The organism is Streptomyces poriferorum (genome assembly GCF_019399235.1).
GTDB classification, from domain to species: Bacteria; Actinomycetota; Actinomycetes; order Streptomycetales; family Streptomycetaceae; genus Streptomyces; species Streptomyces poriferorum.
Genome location: NZ_JAELVH010000515.1, coordinates 1 through 2,346, shown reverse-complemented (window position 1 = coordinate 2,346; position 2,346 = coordinate 1). Strand labels below are relative to the sequence as shown.

The following is a 2,346-nucleotide window of genomic DNA, read 5'->3' as shown; positions in this document are numbered from 1 at the left end:
AGTACAGGCGGAGGCGCAGGCGGTACAGGTGGTGAATCCGGTGACACGAGCGATGTGGTGGTCGTCAGCGGGGACGACACCACCCGCCCCATCGCGCCCGGCCCCCTGGAGCGCGAGGTGGACAACGACGACTTCAAGGAAGACCCCGACGAGCCGTTGATCCCCGACGAGCGGCACGACCGCAGCTGGTGGGATCACACCCGGGGGTTCTTCGTCGCCCCGTTCACCGGGCTGGTCAACGACACGTACGCGTTGGTCACCAACCCCAAGAAGGTGGTCACGGACAGCTGGAACGGCCTGAAGGACTACACCACCGACTGGTGGAAGAAGAAGGGCGGCAGCGTCTCCGAGAAGTGGAAGAAGGGGGACAAGCTCGGTGCCGCCTGGGAGGGCACGAAGAAGGGGCTGGGCTTCGCCAAGGACCTGGGCATCGACATGTTCGTCGACAAGGAGAACTGGAAGAAGGGCAACTACGGGGCGGCAGGCGGAAACACGATCCTCGGGCTCGTGGGAATCCTCTCCCCCAAGACCTTCAAGAAGTTCACCAAGCTCAGCAAGATCAAGAAGCCGCACTTCCCGGACACTCCGGCGGGGCGTGCCGCCGAGGCGGCGGAGAACGCGAGGAAGGCCGCCGAGAAGGGCGACCTCGACGCGGCTGCCAAGCATGCCGGCGAGGCACAGAAGGCCGCTGACGAGGCCGCGGAGAAGGCCCGGAAGAGTCAGAAGAAGGCCTGCAAGAACATCGCGATGCCCCGGGCCCGGGTGCCCTTCGCGACCTTCAGCCATGCCGGCACCGGTACGGCGGCGGCTGCTGTGTACCACGGCGGCCGTTCCCCGGTCGTGGCTCTCCGTGCGGGCTCACCTACCTGCGGCCCGGATGACGACGACGTCAAGGCGTCCAGGGAGGCGCAGCAGAAGGCGTTGGATGCCCGCGCCGATGTCGTACGCAAGATCATCCAGGATCACAAGAACAAGCAGATCACGGAGAAGAGCGAGCGATTCCAGCTGGACGAGAAGGGTCTCGACCGACTGCTGAAGCTGGCCAAGGACGACCCGGACCTGGCACGCGGTGAGATCGGCAAGAAGGAACTCGCCGACTCCCTGGAGGACTTGGCCACGGCCTTGCGTACGAAGAACATCGACAGCCAGAGCAGGGGCGCTCTCGGAGGCCCGGTCGTCCGCGCCACGAACCGTCATGCTCTCGCGGAGGCCATGGCCGAGGTGCGCGCCGCTCAGCGCATCGCCGAGCACGAGGCGGCGCCCGGCACGAAGGTCTATGCGGGTATCGGTGATCGCAAGGGGGCCCGCGACTCGGTGGACCTCGGCGACGGGACCACCGCGGACATGACCGGAGTGCCGGAGGCGGATGCCGTTTACAAGGGGCTGGACGGCAAGGTGCACACCGTGGAAGTGAAGAACACCGGCAACGCCGCGCGCAAGGCCAGCGTCCACGAGCAGATCAAGCGGCTCGGTGACTGGCAGAAGGCCGGCGACGGACGGCAGGCCCGCTATGAGATCGCGACCGACAAGGGCTGGGAGAAGATCTTCGACGGCTTCGAGAAGGACAAGAGTGGTACGGCACCGAGCGGTACCCCGGCCGGCCGGATGGCTGAGCAGGGTGTCGGCGCCCGGATCGGTGGCCAGGACGTTTCGCCGACGCAGCTCCAGAAGATGAATGATGCCTGGAGCCGTCTCAGCGAATCGGAAAGGCGGCAGGCCGTGAGCGAAGGACGTATGAACAATCCCCGGGCGGCCATGGGCTTCCTGGGCGTGCAGTGAGGCGGAGGACGGACACGCGGGCCGGATGATGGCATGCGCGAGCAGAGCGGTGTGTGCTCTGCACGGGTGCGTACCCGTGCAGAGGATCGGAACGAGCGGACGGAGAGGACCTGACCGTGCCGGAGGACGAGGCTGAGTTGCGGCGGATGGTGCGCGGCGCATCGCTCGGCGACGACGAGCGGGACCGGGTGCGGGAGCGGCTCTGGCGCCTGCGTCGCGACCGGGGAGGGGACGGGGCGCCGGAGGGCGGTGAGGTGCTGCTGCCCGAGGTCGTCCTGACCGTGCCGACCCCTTGGCTCTGGGAAGGGTGGACGCTTCCCTCCTCCGACCGGTACGTCGACGAGGACGCGGAGAGCATCGCCCACGTGCGTGCCGTCCTGGAGGCGTGCCTGCCGGACGAACCCGTCCCACGTGAGGTGCGGGCGGTCTGGGACGCACCCGACTGGGACGCCGATACGGGCATCCGGCGCATCGGGGTGCCCGACGTGCTGCGGCGCCTGATGCCGGAGACCCGGCTGGTCACCCGTGAGCGCATGGCGGCAGCGCGCGCGGAGGCCGAGGTGCTGG

The 2,346-nt window shown here is 68.1% G+C and carries 1 protein-coding gene and 1 pseudogene; both read left to right on the top strand.

From position 1 onward, the window contains the following. Positions 1-1,779: pseudogene (locus tag JGS39_RS39160) on the top strand (hypothetical protein); the annotation flags it as partial. Between the two features lie 116 nt (positions 1,780-1,895). Next, the coding region (locus tag JGS39_RS39155; protein ID WP_219574529.1) for a hypothetical protein at positions 1,896-2,346 on the top strand (451 nt) is incomplete at its 3' end.